The organism is Roseovarius sp. THAF9 (assembly GCF_009363715.1).
Taxonomy (GTDB): Bacteria; Pseudomonadota; Alphaproteobacteria; order Rhodobacterales; family Rhodobacteraceae; genus Roseovarius.
In genome coordinates this window covers 2,992,934-3,015,352 of record NZ_CP045404.1, presented here as the reverse complement: position 1 = coordinate 3,015,352, position 22,419 = coordinate 2,992,934, and the positions used below count along the sequence as shown (strand labels likewise).

The following is a 22,419-nucleotide window of genomic DNA, read 5'->3' as shown; positions in this document are numbered from 1 at the left end:
GGATGCGTTTGGCGTGGGTTTTTCCAGTGTTTCTGGCAAGTTGTTCGTTTGGGGGCGGCGATGGGGATGACCCAGAGCTGGTCACGCGCGGGGCTGTCTGCGGCGACCCGTCGATCCAGGGCGTCGTGGTGGGCGAGGTGCCCGGGAACGGCGCCTGCGGGATAGCCAACGCGGTCGAGGTGGATGCCGTCGGCGGGGTTCTGCTGAGCCAGCCCGCGAAGATGAATTGCAAGACGGCGCGCACGCTGAACGCCTGGGTGCAGAACGACATGAAGCCCATTGTCGGGGACACGGGCGGCGGCGTCAGAAGCCTGAAGGTCGCGGCGCATTACGTGTGCCGGACGCGCAATCACAAGCGCGGCGCACGGCTGTCGGAGCATGCCAAGGGCAACGCGATCGACATCTCGGCGTTTCTTTTGCGGGACGGCACGGATATCTCGGTGCTGAACGACTGGGGGACAGGCAAGCGCGGCAAGATTTTGCGGCAGTTGCATGGCTCGGCTTGCGGGCCGTTCGGTACGGTTCTGGGGCCGGGATCCGACGGGTATCACCGCGATCACTTCCATTTCGACACGGCGGATTACCGGAGCGGGTCGTACTGCCGGTAGGGCGGGGCAAATCTTTCGAGAAAAGATTTGCCAAAAGATTTCTGAAATCTTTTGGCGCTCTAGCGCGTTTCCGGGAAAAAATTGAACCGCTTTTCGCTGCCTTTTCAAACGCAAAAAGCGATGCATTTTCAGGCTGACCCGGAAACGCTATCGCAGGCGCAGCACTGGCGCGGGGCCGAGGGGCACCGGGCCCAGAAGGACGCGGCCATCGCGCAGGCCCAGCGGAATGTCGAGCGTCTTGGGGTTGCCGGCCATTTGCGACACCAGCGCGAGGCCGTCTTCGAGCGTGCCGGCGAAGCCCTGCGGCAGCGCGCCGCTGTCTACGGCCAAGCGCAGGATGTCGCGCCAATTGCGGGCTTTGATCGTGATCTCGCCCGTGGGAATGCCGGCAGCGTCGACAGTCACCTCGCCTGCGGCCTGTAGTTCCAGCCGGCCCCAGCGGGCCTCGGCCAGCTTGAGGTCGATACGGCGGGGCTGTGGGCGGGCGTCCTCGATCGCCGAGAGGTCCCAAGGCTTGTCGAAGTCCACAGTCATGTCCAGCGACAGCGCCTCAAGCGCGTCGGGCAGAGTATCGCCCGGGTCGACCTTGACCCGCCAGTCCAGCGCGGGGGTGAACCCGTCGGCGGTGAGGCCAAGGCGATAGCTGCTTTCCGAGGCGGTGGTGCGTTCTGCGGCGAGCCTCAGGCTGTCGGCGGTGGTCGGCTGGACGGTGGTGTCGGGCTGAATGGCGAGATCTTCGGCGGTCAGGGTCAGCCGATCCAGAGGCAGGCCGGGTGCGGGGCGCGTGACAAGGCTAGCGCGCATGTCGGTGCTGGTCACGTCGTACTTGGCTTGGGGCGTCGCGATCAGCTGATGATCGGGCCAGACGGCGATGATGTGGTTTGGCTTGTAGCTGAGCGCGAAGACCTGAAAGAACGGTGCCTCCCAGGCCAGGCCGGTGTCGGGGTCGGCGAGGCTGACATCGGTGAAGGTGGTGTCGAAGCGGTTGGGAAAGCCGCGGGTCGTGAGATCGGAATATTCGGCGACCCAGCCATCGGCGCGGCGGCCCTCGAACCACGCTTCGAACGCCTTGGTCGCGCCGGTGGAGCCAACGGCCCAGTAGACGGACCACGCCAAAGCCGCCACCACGATGAGGATCAACATGCCGCGCATCTGCCTATCAGCCTTCTTCCGAGCCCTTGCCGAGTGGTATCTAAAGTGATTAGGGGGCAGGGGAAAGCGCAAGGAGCGGAAAAATGACGATGTGGGTTTTCGGCTATGGGTCGCTGGTGTGGAACCCCGGGTTCACGCCGGTGCAGCGGGTGCTGGCCGCCTTGCCGGGCTATCACCGCAGTTTCTGCATGCGGTCGATCCACCATCGCGGCACCGAGGAGAACCCCGGCCTTGTGCTGGCGCTGGACGAAAGCCCCGATGCGCTGTGCCGGGGGGTGGCGCTGGCGGTGCACGAGGACGAAGAGGACAAGGTGCTGGCCTATCTGCGCGAGCGCGAACTGGTGTCGGCGGCTTACCTTGAGAAAGAGCTGGACATCATGCTGCGCGACGGGCGGCAGGTGCGGGCGCTGACCTATGTGATCGACGCCGATCACGTGCAGTATTGCGGCGGGCTGGACCTGGAGGAACAGGCGCGGATCATTGCACGCGCCCACGGCGGGCGGGGGCCGAACCATGAGTATCTTTTCCAGACCGTCGCGCACCTGGAAGAGCTGGGGATCGTTGATCCCGAGCTGGACTGGCTGGTGCGGCGGGTGAAGGGGATCGGGGTTTGAGCAAGGCGCGCGGCAGACGCGCCGGAAACGCTTTAAAACCTTGGCTTCAAAGTGGTTAACGCGTAGGGTGTCGCCAAACAATAACCGCGCCGGGAGCCGTCCAGATGGACCAGCCGGACCGTGAGGTCGAGCCCAACTTTTCACACCCCGTGAGGCAGATCACGCTGATGCTGATCGTGCTGGCCCTGACGGGGCTTGGCGCGTTCTTCGCGTTGCCGCGGGTGTTGCCGGTGTTCCAGGCGAACCCGTACCTGAACGGGTTCATCCTGTTCGTGTTCGTGATCGGCGTGGTGGCCTGTTTCTGGCAGATGTACCAACTGATCGGTTCGGTGCGATGGATCGAGGGGTTTGTCCACGAGCGCGAAACCCCCCAGGATATCAAGGCGCCGCTGCTGCTGGCGCCGTTGGCGACCCTGCTGAAGCAGCGCGGCAAGCGGATGAAGATCGCGTCGGGCTCGGCGCGGTCGATCCTCGACTCGGTGGCGCAGCGGATCGACGAGGCGCGGGAGATCACGCGCTATATCACCAGCATGTTGATTTTCCTTGGCCTGCTGGGCACGTTCTATGGTCTGGCCACGACGGTGCCGGCGGTGGTGGACACGATCCGCAGCCTGGCCCCGCAGGATGGCGAGGAAGGCGTGGACGTGTTCAACCGCCTGATGACCGGGCTGGAGTCGCAGCTGGGCGGCATGGGCGTGGCCTTTGCCAGTTCGCTCTTGGGTCTGGCCGGGTCGTTGGTGGTGGGCCTTCTGGAGCTCTTCGCGGGGCACGGGCAGAACCGGTTCTACCGCGAATTGGAAGAATGGATGTCGACGATCACGCGGGTCGGTCTTGCGTCGGGTGACGGTGAGGGCGGCAGCGAGGCCGGGGTGATGGCGGGCGTCATCGACCACATGGGCGAGCAGATGGAGAGCCTGCAGCTGATGCTGACGCAATCCGATGTGAGCCGCGCGATGGTGGATGAAAAGCTGAGCCTGCTGGCGGATTCTATGGAGAAACTGACGGAGCGGTTGACCGATACCGCGCCCTTGCATGACGCGTTGACGCGGGTGGCGGACGGGCAGGAAGAGCTGATCCGGCAGATGGCGAGCCACGAGGGTGAAAGCGGTGGGATCGACGCGGAAAGCCGGATGCGGCTGCGGTCGATCGACGTGCAAATGCTGCGCATTCTTGAGGAAATCAGCGCCGGGCGGCAGGAAAGCATGAGCGAGTTGCGCACCGATCTGAATTCGCTGTCGCGGGCGATCGGGCAGTTGGCATCGAGCCACGGCCGGGGCGATGCGGCGCCACGGGCGCTGCGGCGCACCGAGCGGGAGCAGGGGAGCTAGGCGATGGCCCTGTCACGGCGCACCGGCGCACGGTTCCAGGCCTCGATATGGCCCGGTTTCGTGGATGCGATGACGGGCCTTCTGCTGGTGCTGATGTTCGTGCTGACCATCTTTATGGTGGTGCAGTTCGTGCTGCGCGAGACGATCAGCGGACAGGAAAGCCGGCTGGACGCGCTGTCGTCCGAGGTGGCGGCGCTGAGCCGGGCGCTGGGGCTGGAACAGGACCGCAATGCGACACTGACCGAGCGGGTGGGCGCGCTGACCGCGACGCTGGGCGATGCGCGCGAACGGCAGGAACAGCAAGCGGCGCTGATCGCGGCGCAGGAATCGCAGATCGCCGAGGCAGAGGCCCGGATCGCCAGTTTCGAGGAACAGGTGGCAGGGCTTCTGGCGCAGCGCGACGAGAACCTTGGGACGATTGCGGATCTGGAAGGCCAGCGCGAAGAGTTGCTGAGCGAGCAGGAGCAGTTGCAGCTTGCATTGGCGGGTCTGCGCGACGAGATCGATGCGCAGGAAGAAGCCGCGCGGCTGGCGGCGGCGCAGGCCGATGCGCTGGAGGCGATGATCGCCGACTTGCGCAGCGAGGCCGAGGCGGATGAGGCCGCGCAGGCTGAGCTGACCGCGCAGGTGGAGGATTTGCAGGCGCAGTTGTCGGACGAAGAGAAGGCGCGGCTGGCCGAGGCGGCGGCGGCGCAGGCGCTGCGTGATCGGCTGGAGAATGCGGATGCCGAGCTGACCGCGATGACGCTGGCGCTGGAGGAACAGCGCAGGAAAGCCGAGGAAACGCTGGCAATGCTGGCCGCCGCGCAGGACGCGCAGGAGGATCTGGATGTGCGGCTGGCCGCGGCGCTGATGGCGCAAGAGGAGGCCGAGGCGGCGCTGGCGGAGGCCGAGAGCGGACAGGAGGTGACGCGCTCGCAGTTGAACTCTGTCGAGGCAGAACTGGCGCAGGCGCTGGCGGATGCCGAGGCCGAGACGGTGCGGGCCGAGGAGTTGCAGGTTCGGCTGAGCGAGACCGAAGCGGAGCTGGCGGCCTTGCAGGAGGAAAGCGGGCAAGTGGCGGAGACGGCGGCGAGCCTGGAAGAACGGCTGGCCGAGGCGCTGGCGGCGAAGACCGCCGCCGAGAACGAGGCAGTGGAAAATGCCGATCTGATTGCGGATTTGCAGCGGCAGGTCACGGCGCTGGAGGCCGATGTGCAGGCGCGCGACAAGCGGATCGCGTCGTTGATGGCGGCGAACGAGGCGGCCACGGCCCAGGCGATGTCGGCGGAGGATGTGCGCGCGCAGCTGGCCGCGGCCCTGGCGGCGAAGCTGGCCGCCGAAGAGGAGGCCGAGGCGCGGCTGACGGAATCCGAACAGCGCGCGGCGATGCTGGGGCAGGTGCAGGCGGAGCTGGACCGCCAGCGCGCGCTGGCCGACGAGGCGCAAGAGGAAGAGGCTCTGCTGAACCAGCAGGTCCGCGCATTGCGTGAACAGCTAGGACAGTTGCAGGCCCTTCTGGACGATGCCAAGGCGCGAGAGGCGGCGGCAGACGTGCGGTTGCAATCGCTGGGCAACGAGCTGAACACCGCGCTGGCCCGGGTGGCGGCCGAGGAACGGCGGCGGCGCGAGCTGGAGGAAGCGGAGCGCAAGCGGCTGGAGGCGGAGCGCGCGGATCTGGAGAAGTTCCGGTCAGAGTTTTTTGGCCGGTTGCGGCAGTTGCTGGAGGAGCAGGAAGGCGTGCGGATTGTGGGCGATCGGTTCGTCTTTTCGTCCGAAGTGCTGTTCGCGCAAGGTGAAGCGCGGCTGTCGGACGCGGGCGAAGGGGAGTTAGCGAAGGTGGCCGACATCCTGCGAACGGTGGCCGAGAATATTCCCGAGGATATCGACTGGGTGATCCAGGTGGATGGGCATACCGACGACGTGCCGGTGCGTGCGGGCGCGCGGTTCGAGGATAACTGGGAGCTCAGCCAGCAGCGGGCCCTGTCGGTGGTGCGCTATCTTGTCGATTTCCTGGGGCTGCCGCCGGAGCGTTTGTCGGCCAACGGGTTCGGGCAGTACCAGCCGGTCAACCCCGCCGACACGCCCGAGGCGCGGGCGCAGAACCGGCGGATCGAGCTGAAGCTGACGGAGAAGTAGGCGCGGCGATTGCCGGGCGCGCGCGGTGGCGCTAATCTGCCAGCACGATGATGTCGGCGTGGCGGTTGGCCAGCACCTGGCCGTCCCGTTCCAGCGTCACGTAGCCGCGATAGGCGCCGGGGGGCCAGCCGCCGTCGGGCGCGCGGCGGCCATAGGCGCGGAAAAGCTGGGCCTGCGGGGCCTCCAGCGTTTCGGAATGGGTGAAAATTTCGCCTTCGGGACCTGAAGCGGTGACGCGCAGAGCATCCCCGGGTTGGGCGTAGAAGACGTGACCGTAGAGCACCAGCGGCGTGTCGGGGGTGGTCTCGGACACGCGGGCGTCGCCGGATTTCACCGCGTCGAATTCCGGCACGGCGGTGGAGAAGGCGGCGGTGAAGAGGCCTGCACGGTCATAGGGCAGGGCGCTTTCCCAAAGGCCCGGGCCGGTCGCAGTGCCGCAGGTTCCCAGCTCGGCGTCGGGCAGGAAGGGGTCGATCACGGCGCCGTCCTTGAGGACTGAAAGGTGGATGTGGGGCGCGTTGGTCAGACCGCTGAGGCCGACTTGGCCCAGGGGCGTGCCGCTGTCGACCTCCTGTCCTTCGGTCACGGCGATGGAGCCCTTTTTCATGTGGCAATAGAGTGTCTGCCAGCCGCTGCCGTGGTCGATGCGCACGGCGTTGCCGCATTCCCGGCCTGCGATGGCTTCGCGGGTCTTCTCGGTCACGGGGATGTCTTTCATGCCGTCGCGCAGGGCGGCGACGCGGCCGGGGGCGGCGGCGAGGACGTTGACGCCCTTGTCCATCGCCTCGAAAGAGAGCAGGTGAATGTCGGTGCCGCGGTGGCCGTCGCGGCTTTTGAGGCTGCACATGAAGTCGTGCTGGCCCGGGCCGGGATCGAGATCGACGTAATCCTCGATATAGCAGGTCTGGCCCAGGGCGCAGTCGATGGGCAGCGAAAGGGTTGGCGGCTCGGCCAGCGCGGGGGCGGCCAGCAGGGCGGCGGCAAGGGCGGCAAGGGGGAGGCGTGTCGGCACGGGGTCGTCTCGCAGGTTGGTCGAACGGAAAACGGGCGGCATGGGATGCCGCCCGTCATGTAGTCTAGCGCAAAGGCTGCGTCCGCGTCACTCTGCCGTGAGTAACGGCGGCTTCTTGCCCGAGAGGCGCGGATGTTCCGGCCCTTCGATGCGCAGGTCGATCTGGCCGTCCTTGACGCCGACCTTGACGACACCGCCCTTGGCGAGCTTGCCGAAGAGCAGTTCCTCGGCCAGCGGCTTCTTGATGTGCTCCTGGATCACGCGGCCAAGCGGTCGCGCGCCCATCTTGTCGTCGTAGCCCTTGTCGGCCAGCCATTCGGCGGCGGGCTTCGTGAGTTCGATGGTCACGTTGCGGTCCATCAGCTGCGCCTCAAGTTGCAGTACGAACTTCTCGACCACTTGCAGGATGACATCCTTGGGCAGGGCGCCGAAGGAGATGACGGCATCCAGCCGATTGCGGAATTCCGGCGTGAAGGTGCGTTCGATCGCGGCGGTATCCTCGCCCTCGCGGCTGTCGCGGCCAAAGCCGATGGCCGACTTGGCAAGCTCGGTCGCCCCCGCGTTCGAGGTCATGATCAGGACCACGTTGCGGAAGTTCACCGTGCGGCCGTTGTGATCGGTCAGGTTGCCGTGGTCCATCACCTGCAGAAGGATGTTGAACACGTCCGGGTGGGCCTTTTCGATCTCATCGAGCAGCAGCACGCAATGCGGGTGCTGGTCGACGCCGTCGGTCAGCAGACCGCCCTGGTCGAAGCCGACATAGCCCGGAGGCGCGCCAATGAGGCGCGAGACCGCGTGTTTCTCCATGTACTCCGACATGTCGAAGCGCAGCAGTTCCACTCCCAGCGTATCGGCCAGCTGTTGGGCGACCTCGGTCTTGCCCACGCCGGTGGGGCCGGCGAAGAGGTAGTTGCCGATGGGCTTTTCCGGCTCGCGCAGGCCGGCCCGGGACAGCTTGATCGCCGCCGACAGCGCCTCGATCGCGGTGTCCTGGCCGAAGACGACGCGCTTGAGCGAGCCTTCGAGATCCTTAAGCACCGCGGCATCGTCCTTGGAGACATTCTTCGGGGGAATGCGGGCGATCTTGGCCACGACATTCTCGATTTCCTTGGGACCGATGGACTTGCGCCGCTTGGAGGCGGCCACGAGATGCTGTGCCGCACCGGCCTCGTCGATCACGTCGATGGCCTTGTCGGGCAGCTTGCGGTCGTTGATGTAGCGTGCCGAGAGGTCCACCGCGGACTTGATGGCCTCGGCGGTGTATTTCACGCTGTGATGCTCTTCGAAATAGGGCTTGAGGCCCTTGAGGATCTTGACCGCGTCATCGACCGTGGGTTCGACCACGTCGATTTTCTGGAACCTGCGGGACAGGGCGCGGTCCTTTTCGAAGTGCTGGCGGAACTCCTTGAAGGTGGTGGAGCCCATGCAGCGCAGCTTGCCGCCCTGAAGCGCAGGCTTCAACAGATTGGAGGCGTCCATCGCGCCGCCCGACGTGGCGCCGGCGCCGATGACGGTGTGAATCTCGTCGATGAAGAGCACAGCGTCGGGATGTTCTTCCAGCTCGGTCACGACGGCCTTGAGCCGTTCTTCGAAGTCACCGCGATAGCGCGTGCCGGCGAGAAGCGCGCCCATGTCCAGCGAGAAGATGGTCGTTTTCGACAGAACCTTGGGCGTCTGGCCCTCGACGATCTTGTGCGCGAGACCCTCGGCGATGGCGGTTTTGCCCACACCGGGATCGCCCACCAGAAGCGGGTTGTTCTTGCGGCGGCGGCAGAGCACCTGGATGCAGCGCTCAACCTCGCTGTCGCGACCGATCAGGGGGTCGACATCGCCCTGACGGGATTTCTCGTTCAGGTCGACACAGTATTTCGCAAGGGCGGATTCGCCGTTCTCCACCTGCTCGCCCTCGGTCGAGGACTTGGCGGAGTCGGCGTCTTCCTCGCCCACGCCCTGCACCGGGCGGGATTCGCCATAGGCGGGGTCCTTGGCGACGCCATGGGCGATGAAGTTGACCGCGTCGTAGCGGGTCATGTCCTGTTCCTGAAGGAAGTAGGCGGCGTTCGATTCACGCTCGGCAAAGATGGCGACGAGGACGTTGGCGCCCGTCACCTCGGTGCGGCCGGAGGATTGCACGTGGATGGCGGCGCGCTGGATCACGCGCTGGAAGGCGGCGGTCGGAACCGCCTCGGAACCTTCGATGTCGGTGACGAGGTTGGACAGGTCGTCGTCGATGAATTCGACCAGCGTGGTGCGCAGTTCCTCGGTATCGACACTGCACGCCTTCATCACGCGGGCCGCGTCGGGCTCGTCGATCAGGGCGAGCAGGAGGTGTTCCAGCGTCGCGAATTCATGTTGCCGCGCATTGGCGAGGGCCAGAGCGGCGTGGATTGCCTGTTCAAGGGTGTTCGAGAATGACGGCACGGTGTGCTCCCTCTGCTTGGGCTAGGGCCGGTCCCGCGACCTTCGCCTTATATGATTAAAGTTTGGTCGATACAGGCCAGCCTTCAAGGACTTTTTTCCTAAACCCGTTCACTTTTCCCTTTCCGATCTTACAAAAGCTGCTTTTGCAGGCCCTCCCGTGACAATTTGGCCGCCCCGGCAGCGTGCCTAGAAATTGTCCTTTCGGGTGCGGATTTCGGCGAACACGTCGGCGGCGTCTGCGCCCGTCATGCCCAGATGCGCCTGAACGGCGGGATCGGTGGCACGCAGGAACGGGTTGGTGGCCAGTTCTTCGGACAGGGTGGAGGGAACGGTGGGTTTCCCTTGATCGCGGGCGGCTTCGACCGCCTTCACCCTTGATATAAGCGCCGGATTGTCGGGATCAATAGTGACCGCGAAACGCCCGTTGGCGGCGGTGTATTCATGGCCTGAGCAGATGGTCGTCTCGGGCGGCAGGGCGGCGAGTTTCGACAGGCTGTCCCACATCTGCGGCATGGTGCCCTCGAAGACGCGGCCACAGCCAAGGGCCATCAGGCTGTCGGCGGTGAAGGCGACTTTGCTGTCGGGGAAATGAAAGGCGATGTGGCCGATGGTGTGGCCCGAGACATCCATGACGGTGCCGGTGTCCGAGCCAATGGTGATCGTATCGCCGTCATTGAGCGCAATATCCAGTTTTGGCAGGCGGGAGGCGTCGGCGGCGTGGCCGACGACCTTTGCGTCATGTTTGGCCAGAAGCTCGTCCAGGCCCTGCACGTGGTCGGCGTGGTGGTGGGTGATCAGCACATGCGTGGCGGTCCAGCCCTTGTCGGCGAGTGCGGCGAGGATCGGCGCGGCCTCAGGGACGTCCACAACAGCCGTTTCGCCGGTCTCAGAGTCGTGGGCGAGAAAGGCGTAGTTGTCCGAAAGGCACGGGACGGTTTCGATCTGCAATGTCATTGGTCCATCCTTGAATTCGTGGTTATGTTTGCCCCGAGAGTGACGGATCGAGGCGCGGGCTGCAATGCATCTGGACGTGCAGGACCTGAGGAATTTCTATTACCGCAACCAGCTGGGGCGTGCGGTGCAGAAAACCGTGGGCGCCGAAATCAGGGCGTTGTGGCCCGAGGCGAAGGGGCAGACGGTGGCCGGTTACGGCTTTGCCGTGCCGTTTCTGCGGCCCTACCTGAAGGACAGCCGGCGCGTGATCGCGCTGATGCCCGCGCCGCAGGGGGTGATCCACTGGCCCGCCGACAAGCCCAATATCAGCGTTCTGTGCGAGGAAACCCTGTGGCCGCTGGAAACGGGGCGGGTCGACAAGCTGATGCTAGTGCACGGGCTGGAGACCTGCGAGCGGCCCGGCGAGCTTTTGGAGGAATGCTGGCGGGTGCTGGGGCCGGGGGGATCGGCGCTCTTCGTGGTGCCGAACCGCGCGGGCCTGTGGTCGCGCAGCGACCGGACGCCGTTCGGCTACGGGCGACCCTACAGCCAGAGCCAGCTGGAGGCGCAGCTGAAGACCCGGAATTTCCTGCCCGAGCGGCATGTGACGGCGCTTTATCAGCCGCCGTCGCACCGGAAATTCTGGCGCAAGACGGCAGGCATGTGGGAGAACATGGGCGGCAAGCTGTCGGTGGTGCTGAAAGGCGGCGTGCTGATCGTGCAGGCCACCAAGCGGGTGCATGCGCCCACCGATCGCGGCTCGGCCATCCGCGATACGGTGCGCAGCCCGCTGGGCGTTCTGGCGCCGAAGCCGAAACCGGAGGCCAAGCCGGTTTAACGGCGTCGGAAGGCTGCGCGAAAACTCCACCCCAGAGCGAGGCCCAGCCCGACGCCGAGCGCATCGGCCAGCAGGTCCAGCCATTCGGCGCCGCGCCCGACGGCGGGCTGGATCACCTCGATGGCCGCGCCAAAGGCGATGCAGAGGGGCGCGAGGCGCAGGGCGCGGTGCGGCTCGGTCACGGCCATGGGCAGGATCAGGGCCGCGAAGGCCAGAGTGTGCAGAACCTTGTCGCGGATTGTGACCGGCACGGGCGGCGCGTGCGACGGCCAAAGCGTGGTGACAAGGATGCCGAGCGCCAGCGCAAGCGTCAGGACGCGAGCGAGACGAACACGGGAGGCGGCGGGACGGGTCATCAGGGGTCCTTAGGGAGATGGAGTGCGCTGTGCAACGTGGAAGAAAGTGGGCCCACATGCGCGGGCTTGGAGGGTGGTAGCGTTAACGGCATTTGATGCGCCAAATCCCTGTCATGCCTGACTTCTGTGCAGGTGGCGCAGGAAGGAATCGCAAAAAAGCGACGAAAAGTTACGATTTTTGTCGCAATAAAATTGCGCATTCGGTCGCATAGCCCGTAAGTCATTGATATCAAAAGCCCCCTGCTTGGGTCTTAGTCCGTCCTGCTGGCTTGCGAGCTTCACAACGGTCTGCTAAACCGCCCACGAAAATCGATGTCTCGCGAGTTTCATCGTCTCTAACCACCCTGGTAAAGACGGCCTTTGCGCCGTCTTTTGTCGAGCCGGGGTCAGAACTATCGGAAGGGTGGACGTGTCCGAACCAGCTTCGATCTCCTCCGGCATTGCCGAACGCTATGCCACTGCCATTTTCGAGCTTTCCAAAGATGCAAACTCGCTGGACAAGCTTGAAACGAACCTCGCCGATCTTTCCGCCGCTCTTGATGACAGTGCCGATCTGCGCGACCTGCTCAGCAGCCCGGTCGTCAGCCGGGAAGACCAGGAGCGCGCCATCGCGGCAATTGCGGATAAGATGGGGCTTGTGCCCGAACTGAAGAACGGCCTTGCGCTGATGGCGCAGAAACGGCGCCTGTTCGCGGTGCCGCAACTGGTGCGCCAGCTGAACGAGCGCATCGCGGATCACAAGGGCGAGGTGACCGCCGATGTGACCAGCGCCGTCAAGCTGACCGACGCGCAGTCGAAGAAGCTGGCCGAAACGCTGAAAAGCACCGTCGGAAAAGACGTGAAGATCAATGCGACCGTCGATGAAAGCCTCATTGGCGGTCTTGTCGTAAAGGTGGGCTCGAAGATGATCGACACGTCGATCCGCTCGCGCCTCAATTCCCTACAGAATGCAATGAAAGAGGTCGGATAAATGGGTATCCAAGCTGCAGAGATTTCTGCGATCCTTAAGGACCAGATCAAGAATTTCGGCCAGGAAGCCGAAGTTGCCGAGGTGGGTCGCGTGCTGTCAGTCGGTGACGGGATTGCCCGTGTGCACGGCCTTGACAACGTCCAGGCCGGTGAGCTGGTGGAGTTCCCCGGCAACATCATGGGCATGGCGCTGAACCTGGAAAACGACAACGTCGGTGTCGTGATCTTCGGCTCTGACCGGGACATCAAGGAAGGCGACACCGTCAAGCGCACCAAGTCGATCGTGGACGTTCCGATCGGTGACGAGCTGCTGGGCCGGGTCGTGGACGGCCTTGGCAACCCGCTGGACGGCAAGGGCCCGATCAAGGCGGAAAAGCGCGGTGTCGCAGACGTCAAGGCGCCGGGCATCATCCCGCGTAAATCGGTGCACGAGCCGATGGCGACGGGCCTGAAATCGGTCGACGCCATGATCCCGATTGGCCGTGGCCAGCGCGAGCTGATCATCGGCGACCGTCAGACCGGCAAGACCGCCGTGGCGCTGGACGCGATGCTGAACCAGAAGTCGTATAACGACGCGGCTGGCGACGACGAGAACAAGAAGCTTTACTGCGTCTACGTCGCCGTCGGCCAGAAACGCTCGACCGTGGCGCAGCTGGTGAAGAAGCTGGAAGAAGCCGGCGCGATGGAATATTCCATCGTCGTGGCCGCCACCGCATCCGACCCCGCGCCGATGCAGTTCCTGGCGCCCTATTCGGCGACCGCCATGGCGGAGCATTTCCGCGACAATGGCCGTCACGCGCTGATCGTTTACGATGACCTGTCGAAACAGGCCGTGGCCTATCGCCAGATGTCGCTGCTGCTGCGCCGCCCGCCGGGCCGCGAAGCCTATCCGGGTGACGTTTTCTACCTGCACTCCCGGCTGCTGGAGCGGTCGGCCAAGCTGAACGAGGACAACGGCTCGGGCTCGCTGACGGCGCTGCCGATCATCGAGACGCAAGGCGGCGACGTGTCGGCGTTTATTCCGACCAACGTGATCTCGATCACCGACGGCCAGATCTTCCTTGAAACGGAACTGTTCTATCAGGGCATCCGTCCCGCCGTGAACACCGGTCTGTCGGTGTCGCGCGTGGGCTCTTCGGCCCAGACCAATGCGATGAAATCGGTCGCCGGTCCGGTGAAATTGTCACTGGCTCAGTATCGCGAAATGGCGGCCTTCGCCCAGTTCGGCTCTGACCTCGACGCCTCGACTCAGCAGCTGCTGAACCGGGGTGAGCGTCTGACCGAGCTGATGAAACAGCCGCAGTATTCGCCGCTGACCAACGCCGAGATCGTCTGCGTCATCTATGCGGGCACCAACGGTTACCTCGACAAGATCAGCGTCGATCAGGTCGGCCGGTTCGAGGACGGTCTGCTGAACCACATGCGTTCCAAGCGCAAGGATGTCCTGGACTGGATCACCAACGAGGATCCCAAGATCAAGGGCGACGCCGAAGACAAGCTCAAGTCGGCCATCGAAGAGTTCGCAGCCGACTTCGGATAAGGGGGTGACGAGGCAATGCCGAGTCTGAAGGACCTAAAAAACAGGATCGAGTCGGTCAAATCGACCCGCAAGATCACCAAGGCCATGCAGATGGTGGCCGCCGCGAAACTGCGGCGGGCCCAGGATGCGGCCGAAATGGCCCGCCCCTATGCCGAGCGGTTCAACGCCGTGATGTCCAAGCTGGCCGCCGCGGCGGGCGACGCCGAGAACGCGCCGCCGCTGCTGCGCGGGACGGGCAAGGACGACGTGCATCTGCTGGTGGTCATGACCGCCGAGCGTGGTCTGTGCGGCGGTTTCAACGCCAACATCGCCAAGCTGGCGCGGGGCGAGATCAACAAGCTGCAGTCGGACGGCAAGACCGTGAAGGTCATCACCGTCGGCAAGAAGGGCCGTGATGCGCTGAAGCGTGACTTTGCGGATCTGTTCATCGACCATGTCGATCTGTCGGACGTCAAGAACGTGGGCTACGCCGACGCGCAGGCGATCGCGCAGAAGGTGCTGGACCTGTTTGATCAGGGCGAGTTCGACGTCTGCAAGATCTTCTTCTCGGAGTTCGAGAACGTCGTCAGCCAGAAGCCGACGATGAAGCAGGTGATCCCCTTCGAGATCGACGAAGAGGCCGCCGAAGACTCGGACGAGGCCGGCACGGTCTACGATTACGAGCCGGACGAGGAAGCGATCCTGCGCGACCTGCTGCCCCGTGGCGTGGCGACCGCGATCTTCAGCGGCCTGCTGGAGAACGGTGCCAGCGAACAGGGCGCACGGATGTCGGCCATGGACAACGCGACGCGCAACGCCGGCGAGATGATCGAGGACCTGACCATCGAGTACAACCGCTCGCGTCAGGCCGTGATCACCAACGAGCTGATTGAAATTATTTCGGGCGCCGAGGCGCTTTAAGAACAACCGGAGAGACGACAATGGCCAAAGCAAAAGGCAAAATCACGCAGGTGATCGGCGCCGTGGTGGACGTGCAGTTCACCGACCACCTGCCCGAGATCCTGAACGCGCTGGAAACCGACAACAACGGCAAGCGGCTGGTCCTCGAAGTGGCGCAGCACCTTGGGGAAAGTACCGTGCGCACGATCGCCATGGACTCCACCGAGGGTCTGGTGCGCGGCCAGGACGTGACCGACACCGACGGCCCGATCAGCGTGCCGGTGGGCGACGCCACCCTTGGCCGGATCCTGAACGTCATCGGCGAGCCGGTGGACGAGGGCGCGCCGATCAAGGCGAAAGAGACCCGCGCGATCCACCAGCCCGCGCCCGAGTTCGAGGCGCAGTCGACCGAGTCGGAAATCCTGGTCACCGGCATCAAGGTCGTCGACCTGCTGGCGCCCTACGCCAAGGGCGGCAAGATCGGCCTCTTCGGCGGCGCCGGTGTGGGCAAGACGGTTCTCATCATGGAGCTGATCAACAACATCGCCAAGGTGCACTCGGGCTACTCGGTCTTCGCCGGTGTGGGCGAGCGGACCCGTGAGGGTAACGACCTCTACCACGAGATGATCGAGTCGAACGTGATCGACCCCGAGAACCTGGAGAACTCCCAGGTGGCGCTGGTCTACGGCCAGATGAACGAACCGCCGGGTGCCCGTGCCCGTGTTGCCCTGACCGGCCTGACGCTGGCCGAACAGTTCCGCGACGCGTCGGGGACCGACGTTCTGTTCTTCGTCGACAACATCTTCCGCTTCACGCAGGCGGGCTCCGAGGTGTCGGCTCTGCTCGGCCGTATCCCCTCAGCTGTGGGTTACCAGCCGACGCTGGCCACCGACATGGGCGCGATGCAGGAGCGCATCACCTCGACGAAGCAGGGGTCGATCACCTCGATCCAGGCCGTGTACGTGCCCGCGGACGACCTGACCGACCCCGCGCCGGCCACGACCTTTGCCCACCTCGACGCCACGACCGTTCTGAGCCGGGCGATTTCCGAGCTGGGCATCTACCCGGCCGTGGACCCGCTCGACTCCAACTCGCGCCTGATGGACCCGCAGATCGTGGGCGAGGAGCATTACAAGGTCGCGCGTGACGTGCAGGGTATCCTGCAACGCTACAAGTCGCTGCAGGACATCATCGCGATCCTCGGCATGGACGAACTCAGTGAAGAGGACAAGCTGACCGTGGCCCGCGCCCGGAAGATCCAGCGTTTCCTTTCGCAGCCCTTCGACGTGGCCAAGGTGTTCACCGGTTCGGACGGCATCCAGGTGCCGCTGGAAGACACGATCGCGTCCTTCAAGGCGGTTGTGGCCGGCGAGTACGACCACCTGCCCGAAGGGGCGTTCTACATGGTGGGCGGCATCGACGACGTGAAGGCCAAGGCCGAGAAGATGGCCGCGGACGCCGCATAAGCGTGGGTTTTCACCCACCCTACGGATCGGTCCGCGGGGTGGGTAAAGCCTGGCGCGACAGAAACGGAGGCCAATATGGCTGATACAGTGCAATTCGACCTGGTGAGCCCCGAGCGCCTGCTGGCGTCGATCGAGGTGACGCAGGTGCAGATCCCCGGCAGCGACGGCGACATGACGGCGATGGCCAACCACGCGCCGCTGATCACTACGCTGCGCCCAGGTGTCGTCAGCGTGTCCGGCCCGGAGGGCGACAAGGAGTACGTCGTCACCGGTGGTTTCGCCGAGATCAACGCCGACTCGATCTCGGTGCTGGCCGAACGCGCGCTGCCGCGCGAGGACATGACCCAGGACGAGTTTCAGAAGATGGTCGACGAGGCCACGGACCGGCTGGCAAAGGCGCAGGAGACCTTCGTCAACGAGCCTGGGCCGGTGGATGACGCCGCGAAACTGTTGTCCGACATGGTGGCGATGGGCGACCAGATCGGTCTTTCGACCTCGTCCAAGGCCCCCGCTCCCTGAGCACGGTCGGGCAGACGACATATTTCGGAAAGGGCCCACAAATGTCGGGCCCTTTTCCTTTTTGTTTCTCAATTTCGCCGAAAAGCGATAGTAGGAGCAGTGGCGTGACGGCGTGTGGCGGTAGATGAAGTATCTTGTCAATCAGACCATCGGGATCGAACAGGGCGACGACGTCCTGTTTTCCGACTACGAGGATGGCGGCGAGATGTGGACCGGCACCGGCGCCCGCGAACGCCGCCGCAAGGTGACGTTCGGCAAGGCTTTCAAAGAGCCGCCTTCGGTGCATGTCAGCCTGTCGATGTGGGACATGGACAGCGCGACGAACGCCCGCGCCGACGTGACCGCCGAGAACGTGGGGGCAACGGGGTTCGATGTGGTCTTTCGCACATGGGGAGACACGCGCGTCGCCCGCGCCCGCATCCGGTGGATGGCGATCGGCGCCGTGCCGCACGAGGACGACTGGCAGCTCTACTGAAGAGTTCTTTGCCTCCGGCGGGGATATTTTACGCCAGAGGAAGACGCGCAGGCTTGGTTCTTCCTTTGGCCTCAATCAATCAATAGTGGGTGGCGCAGCCACTCGATTTGACTGCGATCAGGTGCCGAACTGGCCTTCGTAGATAGGCTCCAGCGTCGGGGTCTCGAAGAGCGACGACACCGAGGTTCCGTTCCAGATGTTCAAGATCGCCTGGGCAAAGACCGGGGCGGTGGGGATGATGCGGATGTTGGGTGTGTTCTTGACAGCCTCTGTGGGCTGGATCGTGTCGGTGATGACCATGGATTTCAGCACCGAGCCCGTGATCCGCTCGACCGCCGGGCCGGACATGACGCCGTGGGTCGTGTAGGCGTGCACCTCGCGCGCGCCGTTGTCCATCAGGTGCTGGGCAGCTTTGCACATGGTGCCGGCGGTGTCGCACATGTCGTCGACAATCACGCAGATTTTGTCGGTGACTTCACCGATCACGGTCATCTCGGCCACTTCGCCGGCTTTCTCGCGGCGCTTGTCGACGATGCTGAGGGGAGCGTTGATCCGCTTGGCGAGTTCGCGGGCGCGGGCCACGCCGCCGACATCGGGCGAGACAATCATCACGTCGTCGAGGTGGTCGCGGAACTGGGTCATCACGTCCAGCGCGAAGACCGGCGAGGCATAGAGGTTGTCGACGGGGATGTCGAAGAAGCCTTGGATCTGGGCGGCGTGCAGGTCCATGGTCAGGACCCGTTCGATGCCGGCTTCAACGATCATGTTGGCCACCAGCTTGGCCGAAATGGGCGTCCGCGCCTTGGTGCGGCGGTCCTGCCGGGCGTAGCCGAAATAGGGGATCACGGCGGTGATGCGCTTGGCCGAGGAGCGGCGCAGCGCGTCGGACATGATGAGCAGTTCCATCAGGTTGTCGTTGGCCGGATTGGACGTCGGCTGGATGATGAACATGTCCTCGCCGCGCACGTTCTCGAACACCTCGACGAAGATCTCGCCGTCGTTGAAACGTTCGACGCGGGCATCGACGAGCCCGACATTGACGCCGCGATGCATGGACATGCGGCGCGAGACGGCTGTGGCCAACGGCATGTTGGCGTTGCCGGAAATGAGCTTCGGCTCGTGAGTGACTGACATGTGAAAGGGTCCCCGGGTGGTCGATCTTGACAGATTCGTGACGTTGACACCGATTAGCATGGGTGGCACGTCTGGCAAAGACATGCATTGGGCGAGGGTGCCGAATGCCGCGAAAGGCCATGAAAATGAGACGCACCCTGCCGCATTTCCCCGCAGATGCCCCCGTGAGGAGCGATGCCTGAGGCGTTGAAAGCCGGGTTTCCGACGTATTGGACGACGTTCGGGCAAGGGCCGCAACCGGCGTTGGCCATCCATTGTTCGCTGGCACACTCGGGGACTTGGGGCGCGCTGGCGCGGCACTTGTCGGGGGCGCTGACCCTGACGGCGTTCGATATGCCGGGGCATGGGCGCAGCGGCGATTGGGACGAACGCGGCGAGATCCAGGAGGTGACGGCGAAGATTGCCGCTGATCTTCTGGACGGCCCTGCGCATATCATCGGGCATTCCTTCGGTGCGACGGTGGCGTTGCGGTTGGCGGTCATGCGGCCCGAGCTGGTGCGGTCTCTGGTGTTGATCGAACCGGTTTTCTTTGCCGTGGCGCTGGCCGATCATCCGCAGATGCGGGACGGCTTCGCGGCGCAGATGGCCGGGTTCACCGACGGCATGGAAGCCGGTGACGGATATGCGGCGGCGCGGGCCTTCCTGTCGGTCTGGGGCAATGGCGCGGAATGGGAGAGCCTGAGCGCGCCGGAGCGCGACCGACTGGCGGCGCAGATGCCGCTGATCGAGGCGGGGCATGCCGCGCTTTACGATGATGTGGGGGGGCTGCTGGCGCCCGGTGTCCTGCAGGGCGTGACGCAGCCCGCTCTGCTGATCGAGGGCAGCGCCTCGCCGGCCATCATCGGTGCGATCAACGAAGGGCTGGCAGCGCGATTGCCCAAGGCCGAGCGCGCGGTCATGGCCGGGGCGGGGCACATGGTGCCGCTGACCCATGCGCGGCAGGTGAGTGCGGAAATACTGCGATTTCTGCGCAACGTGTGACACGGAAGCGTTGTCCTGACGGGTTTCACGCTAGCTCTTGAAGGGCGGCAGGAACCGGCGCGGTCCGGCCTGCGTTCAATCGGTCAGGAGGCCAAGCATGACCATCGCCATTCTTTACGTCGTGACCTTCGCGGTCTTCCTCGGGCTGGACTACCTGGGCCTGAGTTACCTGATCAAGCCGACCTTCGAGAAGGACATCAAGGGCCTGCTGCTGGACAGCCCGCGCATGGGCCCGGCGGTGGTGTTCTATGCCTTCTATATCTTCTGCGTGCTGTGGTTCGTCAGCTGGCCCGCGATGCAGCATGAGCGGACGCTGCTGTGGGTGTTCGGCACCGCGGCGCTGATCGGGGCGATGGGCTATGGCACCTACGAGTTCACCAACCTTGCGACGCTGAAGGATTGGACGTGGCGGATGGTTGCGACGGACTTTACCTGGGGCACGCTGCTGACGGGCACGTCAGCCACGGTGGGTGTCGCGGTGGCGCGGTGGTGGGCCTGAGGCGGCGGCTCAGCCTTTGGCGAGTGCCAGGAAGTCGTCGATCTGGGTCTCGGTGAGGGACCAGTCGCAAACGCAGCGCATCAGGAGTGGTTCGTCCGGGTCGCCATCTTCCAGAGGACCTTCGTAGAGGCCATAGACCGCGCCGCCCGCGTGCAAGCGCTGGTGCGTGGCGCGGCGCAGGCGGGCGAAGATCATGTTGGCCTGCGGTTCGGCAAGGAAGGTGCAGTCCGGCAGGGCGCGCAGGCCCGCGACAAGGCGGGCGGCGTTGGCGTTGGCGCGGCGTGCCGAGGTGAGCCAGACGTCGTCTTCGAGATAGCCCAGCATCTGCGCGGCAAGAAAGCGACCCTTGGAAACCAGATGCCCGCCACGCTTGCGGCGGCGTTCCAGTTCCCACGCCTTAGCCGGGTCGAACATGACGACAGCCTCGACATTCAGGCAACCGTTCTTGGAGGCGCCGAAGGAGACGGCGTCGATGCCGGCCTCATGGCTCATTTGCGCGGGCGTACAGCCGAGGGCGGCGCAGGCATTGGCAAAGCGGGCGCCGTCGAGATGCACCGAAAGGCCGTGGGCATGGGCGACGTTCGAGAGGCTGCGCAATTCTTCCAGTGTGTAGAGTTGGCCCATCTCGGTGACCTGGGTGAGGGCGACCGTTCCCGCCTCGGAGGCGTGGACGTCGCGGCGGGGCAGGGCTGAGATAGCGGCTGCGAGATCATCGGCCGTCATCTTGTCCTCATGCCCCGTCAGGGTCAGGCGCGCGCCGCCGGTGTAGAACTCGGGCGCGTGGCATTCGTCGACCAGGATGTGTGCGCGGGGCGTGCAGAAGATGGTCTGCCACGGCTGGGTCAGGGTGGCGAGCGCGAGGACGTTGGCCGCGGTGCCCGTGGTGACGAACTCGACCGCGGCGTCGGGGGCGGCGAAGACCGCGCGCACCTTGTCGCGGGCGGCGTCGGTCAGCGTGTCGGCGCCGTAGGGCGTGGCGTGGCCGTCATTGGCGCGGGCCAGCGCCTCCATCACCTGGGGCAGGGCAGGGCCGGTGTTGTCGGAGGCTAGTCGCATCCCAGCGGTTCCTCTATCAGATGCTCTTCCCACTCGTCCTCTGAAATCTCGAACTCGGGCAGGGTGGCGTTCTGCACCGAAACCCCGGCGGCGTGCACACTGTCGGGTGTGCCGGAGATGAGCGGGTGCCAGTCGTAGAGCGGCTTGCCGGTCCAGAGAAGCTTGTAGGCGCAGGTTTCGGGCAGCCAATAGAGGCTCCCTTCGATATTCTCGGGCGAGAGCGAGATGCATTCGGGCACGAACTGGTGTCGGATGTCGTAATTGGCGCAGCGGCAGGTGCTGTCGTCGAAGAGGCGGCAGGCGATGCGGGTCAGGGCGACCTCGCCGGTGTCCTCGTCCTCGAGCTTGTTGAGGCAGCATTTGCCGCAGCCGTCGCAGAGCGCCTCCCACTCTTTCTGTGTCATGCGGTCCAGCGACACGGTTTCCCAGTAGCGCGGGCGCAGGCCGGAGCGGTCGATGGGATCGGAGGCGTCGGTCATGTGGCGGCCAGCACCGCGCGGGCGCGGTCGCAGTCGGCGTCCATCTGGGCGATGAAGGCCTCCAAGCTGTCGAAGGTTTCCTCGGGGCGGAGGTATTCGACGAGGGCGACCGAGAGGTCGGCGCCGTAGAGGTCGCCGGAGAAATCGAAGAGGAAGGTTTCGATATTGGGGACTTCACCTTGGAACATCGGGCGCGTACCGAGAGAGGCGGCGCCGTGGTAGTGGCCCGAGTGCGGGCCGTCGAGCACGTCGACCAGCACGGCATAGACGCCGAAGCGCGGCGGATGCAGCCCCTCGATGGACATGTTGGCGGTGGGATAGCCAAGATCGCGCCCGCGCTGTTCGCCGCCGATGACAGGCCCGTCGATGCGGTGCCAGTGGCCCAGCATGGCGGCGGCGTCGCGGGGGCGGCCCTCGCTGAGCGCCTCGCGGATGGCGGTGGAGGAGACCTGGCCGTCGTCGCCTTCGAGCAGCGTGGCGATGGTGACGTCGAATCCCATTTCCTGCCCGAACCGGTGCAGGTCGGCGGAATTGCCGGCGCGGCCCTTGCCGAAGCAGAAATCGGCGCCGACGACCACGTGTGTCAGTCCGAGACCGTCGGCGATTACGTTGCGGGCGAACTCCTCGGGTGTGAGGCTGGCGAGGGCGGCGTTGAAATTGAGCTCGTAGAGCCGTTCGACGCCCAGCTTGGCGAGGCGGTTGGCGCGCGCCTCGTGGCCCATCAGGCGAAAGGGGGACGCGTCGGGGGCGAAATACTCGCGCGGGTGCGGCTCGAACGTTAGCACGCCGAGGGGACCGTCGCCCTTGCGGGCAAGGTCGATCACCGATTGGTGGCCGAGATGCACACCATCGAAGTTTCCGATGGCGACGGAGGCGCCCCGGTCCTGAGGATCAATGAAGGTGTAATCGCGGATGATGCGCATGGCGCAGGGGTAGCCGGATGCGGGGGGGTGATCAAGAGGCGGTGCCGCGCATTCGGTTTTGAAAGAAACGTAAACCGTTCTGATGCGTTCATGCAGCAGCAACGAGATGATTGGAGAGA

The 22,419-nt window shown here is 64.9% G+C and carries 22 protein-coding genes; 13 read left to right on the top strand and 9 right to left on the bottom strand.

Features of this window, described 5'->3' with window-relative positions:
• Positions 1-2: 2 nt before the first annotated feature.
• Entirely contained in the window at positions 3-608 is a 606-nt protein-coding gene (locus FIU86_RS14875) for an extensin family protein (protein ID WP_152475799.1), read from the top strand.
• A 147-nt stretch (positions 609-755) separates the two neighbouring features.
• Here the strand turns inward: FIU86_RS14875 and FIU86_RS14870 are convergent, their stop codons facing one another.
• Positions 756-1,751, bottom strand: coding sequence for a DUF2125 domain-containing protein (locus FIU86_RS14870; protein ID WP_152475798.1), 996 nt, complete (start codon positions 1,749-1,751; stop codon positions 756-758).
• A gap of 92 nt (positions 1,752-1,843) precedes the next feature.
• Between FIU86_RS14870 and FIU86_RS14865 the strand changes: the two genes are divergently transcribed.
• From FIU86_RS14865 to FIU86_RS14855, 3 genes are all read left to right on the top strand, one after another.
• Positions 1,844-2,374, top strand: a complete 531-nt coding sequence (locus tag FIU86_RS14865; protein WP_170067193.1) for a gamma-glutamylcyclotransferase — start codon at positions 1,844-1,846, stop codon at positions 2,372-2,374.
• Between the two features lie 104 nt (positions 2,375-2,478).
• Positions 2,479-3,702: a biopolymer transporter ExbB gene (locus tag FIU86_RS14860; protein WP_254703854.1), complete on the top strand. Its 1,224-nt coding sequence runs from the start codon at positions 2,479-2,481 to the stop codon at positions 3,700-3,702.
• Positions 3,703-3,705: 3 nt separating this feature from the next.
• Positions 3,706-5,820 carry a peptidoglycan -binding protein gene (locus FIU86_RS14855; RefSeq protein ID WP_152475797.1) on the top strand — a complete coding sequence of 705 codons (2,115 nt, stop codon included), beginning with the start codon at positions 3,706-3,708 and terminating at the stop codon, positions 5,818-5,820.
• A gap of 31 nt (positions 5,821-5,851) precedes the next feature.
• Here the strand turns inward: FIU86_RS14855 and FIU86_RS14850 are convergent, their stop codons facing one another.
• The 3 genes from FIU86_RS14850 to gloB form a co-directional block, all read right to left on the bottom strand.
• Positions 5,852-6,874, bottom strand: a complete 1,023-nt coding sequence (locus FIU86_RS14850) for a M23 family metallopeptidase (protein WP_152475796.1) — start codon at positions 6,872-6,874, stop codon at positions 5,852-5,854.
• 45 nt (positions 6,875-6,919) lie between these two features.
• A complete protein-coding gene (clpA, locus tag FIU86_RS14845) occupies positions 6,920-9,253 on the bottom strand; it encodes an ATP-dependent Clp protease ATP-binding subunit ClpA (protein WP_152475795.1) in 2,334 nt (777 codons plus the stop codon).
• 186 nt (positions 9,254-9,439) lie between these two features.
• The gene (gene gloB / locus FIU86_RS14840) at positions 9,440-10,207 is read right to left on the bottom strand and encodes a hydroxyacylglutathione hydrolase (RefSeq protein WP_152475794.1); all 768 of its coding nucleotides are present in this window, start codon (positions 10,205-10,207) and stop codon (positions 9,440-9,442) included.
• 64 nt (positions 10,208-10,271) lie between these two features.
• On the opposite strand from gloB, the gene FIU86_RS14835 reads away from it, so the two are divergent.
• Positions 10,272-11,024: a class I SAM-dependent methyltransferase gene (locus tag FIU86_RS14835; protein WP_103763263.1), complete on the top strand. Its 753-nt coding sequence runs from the start codon at positions 10,272-10,274 to the stop codon at positions 11,022-11,024.
• Here the strand turns inward: FIU86_RS14835 and FIU86_RS14830 are convergent.
• Positions 11,021-11,380 (bottom strand): VanZ family protein, encoded by a 360-nt coding sequence (locus tag FIU86_RS14830; protein ID WP_152475793.1) that lies wholly within the window; start codon positions 11,378-11,380, stop codon positions 11,021-11,023. The genes FIU86_RS14835 and FIU86_RS14830 overlap by 4 nt on opposite strands.
• Before the next feature lie 403 nt (positions 11,381-11,783).
• Between FIU86_RS14830 and FIU86_RS14825 the strand changes: the two genes are divergently transcribed.
• The 6 genes from FIU86_RS14825 to FIU86_RS14800 all read left to right on the top strand — a co-directional run bounded on the left by FIU86_RS14825 (position 11,784) and on the right by FIU86_RS14800 (position 17,228).
• Positions 11,784-12,350 (top strand): F0F1 ATP synthase subunit delta, encoded by a 567-nt coding sequence (locus FIU86_RS14825; RefSeq protein WP_152475792.1) that lies wholly within the window; start codon positions 11,784-11,786, stop codon positions 12,348-12,350.
• Entirely contained in the window at positions 12,351-13,889 is a 1,539-nt protein-coding gene (gene atpA, locus FIU86_RS14820; RefSeq protein ID WP_152475791.1) for a F0F1 ATP synthase subunit alpha, read from the top strand.
• A gap of 15 nt (positions 13,890-13,904) precedes the next feature.
• Complete coding sequence (locus FIU86_RS14815) at positions 13,905-14,789, top strand: F0F1 ATP synthase subunit gamma (protein WP_152475790.1); 885 nt, start codon at positions 13,905-13,907, stop codon at positions 14,787-14,789.
• A 20-nt stretch (positions 14,790-14,809) separates the two neighbouring features.
• Positions 14,810-16,234, top strand: a complete 1,425-nt coding sequence (gene atpD / locus FIU86_RS14810; RefSeq protein ID WP_152475789.1) for a F0F1 ATP synthase subunit beta — start codon at positions 14,810-14,812, stop codon at positions 16,232-16,234.
• Between the two features lie 75 nt (positions 16,235-16,309).
• Entirely contained in the window at positions 16,310-16,753 is a 444-nt protein-coding gene (locus tag FIU86_RS14805; RefSeq protein WP_152475788.1) for a F0F1 ATP synthase subunit epsilon, read from the top strand.
• Positions 16,754-16,877: 124 nt separating this feature from the next.
• Positions 16,878-17,228, top strand: coding sequence for an H-type lectin domain-containing protein (locus tag FIU86_RS14800; protein WP_152475787.1), 351 nt, complete (start codon positions 16,878-16,880; stop codon positions 17,226-17,228).
• Positions 17,229-17,345: 117 nt separating this feature from the next.
• On the opposite strand, the gene FIU86_RS14795 is transcribed toward FIU86_RS14800, so the two are convergent.
• Positions 17,346-18,362, bottom strand: coding sequence for a ribose-phosphate pyrophosphokinase (locus FIU86_RS14795; protein WP_152475786.1), 1,017 nt, complete (start codon positions 18,360-18,362; stop codon positions 17,346-17,348).
• Positions 18,363-18,536: 174 nt separating this feature from the next.
• On the opposite strand from FIU86_RS14795, the gene FIU86_RS14790 reads away from it, so the two are divergent.
• Together FIU86_RS14790 and FIU86_RS14785 are read left to right on the top strand one after the other, a co-directional pair.
• Positions 18,537-19,343 carry an alpha/beta fold hydrolase gene (locus FIU86_RS14790; RefSeq protein WP_152475785.1) on the top strand — a complete coding sequence of 269 codons (807 nt, stop codon included), beginning with the start codon at positions 18,537-18,539 and terminating at the stop codon, positions 19,341-19,343.
• Positions 19,344-19,440: 97 nt separating this feature from the next.
• Positions 19,441-19,842, top strand: a complete 402-nt coding sequence (locus FIU86_RS14785; RefSeq protein WP_152475784.1) for a DUF2177 family protein — start codon at positions 19,441-19,443, stop codon at positions 19,840-19,842.
• 9 nt (positions 19,843-19,851) lie between these two features.
• On the opposite strand, the gene FIU86_RS14780 is transcribed toward FIU86_RS14785, so the two are convergent.
• Genes FIU86_RS14780 through FIU86_RS14770 form a run of 3 tightly spaced genes read right to left on the bottom strand, consistent with a single transcriptional unit; the run spans position 19,852 to position 22,300 of the window.
• On the bottom strand, positions 19,852-20,898 hold the full coding sequence (locus FIU86_RS14780) for a low specificity L-threonine aldolase (protein ID WP_152475783.1): 1,047 nt from the start codon (positions 20,896-20,898) through the stop codon (positions 19,852-19,854).
• A complete protein-coding gene (locus FIU86_RS14775; RefSeq protein ID WP_152475782.1) occupies positions 20,889-21,377 on the bottom strand; it encodes a YcgN family cysteine cluster protein in 489 nt (162 codons plus the stop codon). The genes FIU86_RS14780 and FIU86_RS14775 overlap by 10 nt, the downstream gene beginning before the upstream one ends.
• On the bottom strand, positions 21,374-22,300 hold the full coding sequence (locus FIU86_RS14770; RefSeq protein WP_152475781.1) for a bifunctional riboflavin kinase/FAD synthetase: 927 nt from the start codon (positions 22,298-22,300) through the stop codon (positions 21,374-21,376). Before FIU86_RS14770 ends, FIU86_RS14775 begins: the two co-directional genes overlap by 4 nt.
• Positions 22,301-22,419: the final 119 nt, after the last annotated feature.

Excerpts from the sequence above, each read along its gene's own strand:
- FIU86_RS14800 (WP_152475787.1), top strand. The coding sequence starts at position 16,878 with ATGAAGTATCTTGTCAATCAGACCATCGGGATCGAACAGGGCGACGAC.
- FIU86_RS14875 (WP_152475799.1), top strand. The coding sequence starts at position 3 with ATGCGTTTGGCGTGGGTTTTTCCAGTGTTTCTGGCAAGTTGTTCGTTT.
- FIU86_RS14785 (WP_152475784.1), top strand. The coding sequence starts at position 19,441 with ATGACCATCGCCATTCTTTACGTCGTGACCTTCGCGGTCTTCCTCGGG.
- gloB (WP_152475794.1), bottom strand. The coding sequence starts at position 10,207 with ATGACATTGCAGATCGAAACCGTCCCGTGCCTTTCGGACAACTACGCC.
- atpA (WP_152475791.1), top strand. The coding sequence starts at position 12,351 with ATGGGTATCCAAGCTGCAGAGATTTCTGCGATCCTTAAGGACCAGATC.
- FIU86_RS14775 (WP_152475782.1), bottom strand. The coding sequence starts at position 21,377 with ATGACCGACGCCTCCGATCCCATCGACCGCTCCGGCCTGCGCCCGCGC.
- atpD (WP_152475789.1), top strand. The coding sequence starts at position 14,810 with ATGGCCAAAGCAAAAGGCAAAATCACGCAGGTGATCGGCGCCGTGGTG.
- FIU86_RS14830 (WP_152475793.1), bottom strand. The coding sequence starts at position 11,380 with ATGACCCGTCCCGCCGCCTCCCGTGTTCGTCTCGCTCGCGTCCTGACG.
- FIU86_RS14855 (WP_152475797.1), top strand. The coding sequence starts at position 3,706 with ATGGCCCTGTCACGGCGCACCGGCGCACGGTTCCAGGCCTCGATATGG.
- FIU86_RS14815 (WP_152475790.1), top strand. The coding sequence starts at position 13,905 with ATGCCGAGTCTGAAGGACCTAAAAAACAGGATCGAGTCGGTCAAATCG.
- FIU86_RS14770 (WP_152475781.1), bottom strand. The coding sequence starts at position 22,300 with ATGCGCATCATCCGCGATTACACCTTCATTGATCCTCAGGACCGGGGC.
- FIU86_RS14870 (WP_152475798.1), bottom strand. The coding sequence starts at position 1,751 with ATGTTGATCCTCATCGTGGTGGCGGCTTTGGCGTGGTCCGTCTACTGG.
- FIU86_RS14835 (WP_103763263.1), top strand. The coding sequence starts at position 10,272 with ATGCATCTGGACGTGCAGGACCTGAGGAATTTCTATTACCGCAACCAG.
- FIU86_RS14780 (WP_152475783.1), bottom strand. The coding sequence starts at position 20,898 with ATGCGACTAGCCTCCGACAACACCGGCCCTGCCCTGCCCCAGGTGATG.
- FIU86_RS14865 (WP_170067193.1), top strand. The coding sequence starts at position 1,844 with ATGACGATGTGGGTTTTCGGCTATGGGTCGCTGGTGTGGAACCCCGGG.
- FIU86_RS14795 (WP_152475786.1), bottom strand. The coding sequence starts at position 18,362 with ATGTCAGTCACTCACGAGCCGAAGCTCATTTCCGGCAACGCCAACATG.
- FIU86_RS14790 (WP_152475785.1), top strand. The coding sequence starts at position 18,537 with ATGCCTGAGGCGTTGAAAGCCGGGTTTCCGACGTATTGGACGACGTTC.
- FIU86_RS14805 (WP_152475788.1), top strand. The coding sequence starts at position 16,310 with ATGGCTGATACAGTGCAATTCGACCTGGTGAGCCCCGAGCGCCTGCTG.
- FIU86_RS14860 (WP_254703854.1), top strand. The coding sequence starts at position 2,479 with ATGGACCAGCCGGACCGTGAGGTCGAGCCCAACTTTTCACACCCCGTG.
- FIU86_RS14850 (WP_152475796.1), bottom strand. The coding sequence starts at position 6,874 with ATGCCGCCCGTTTTCCGTTCGACCAACCTGCGAGACGACCCCGTGCCG.